The organism is Polynucleobacter sp. 30F-ANTBAC (genome assembly GCF_018882385.1).
Taxonomy (GTDB): Bacteria; Pseudomonadota; Gammaproteobacteria; order Burkholderiales; family Burkholderiaceae; genus Polynucleobacter.
The window spans coordinates 1-214 of sequence record NZ_JACVON010000016.1; the positions used below are offsets into that span (position 1 = coordinate 1).

At 47.2% G+C, this 214-nt stretch carries 1 protein-coding gene; it reads left to right on the forward strand.

Going from position 1 to position 214, the window contains the following annotated elements:
- Positions 1–214: cadherin-like domain-containing protein (locus ICN28_RS09500; RefSeq protein WP_216288278.1), on the forward strand; the 214-nt coding region annotated here is incomplete at both ends.

Here is a 214-nt window from a genome sequence, read left to right on the forward strand (position 1 = left end):
CGATTGCTGGAGTAGGTACATTAACAATTGCGAGTGATGGTGCTTACACCTTTACTCCGGTTGCTAACTACAACGGCACCGTTCCAACAGTCACTTATAGCTTGACTGATGACAATGGCACTTCAGTGGGTGACACTAGCACCTTAGATATTACGGTGACGCCTGTCAACGATGTGTTCGTTGATACGGATGAGGCTGTTACTACGCCTGAAGA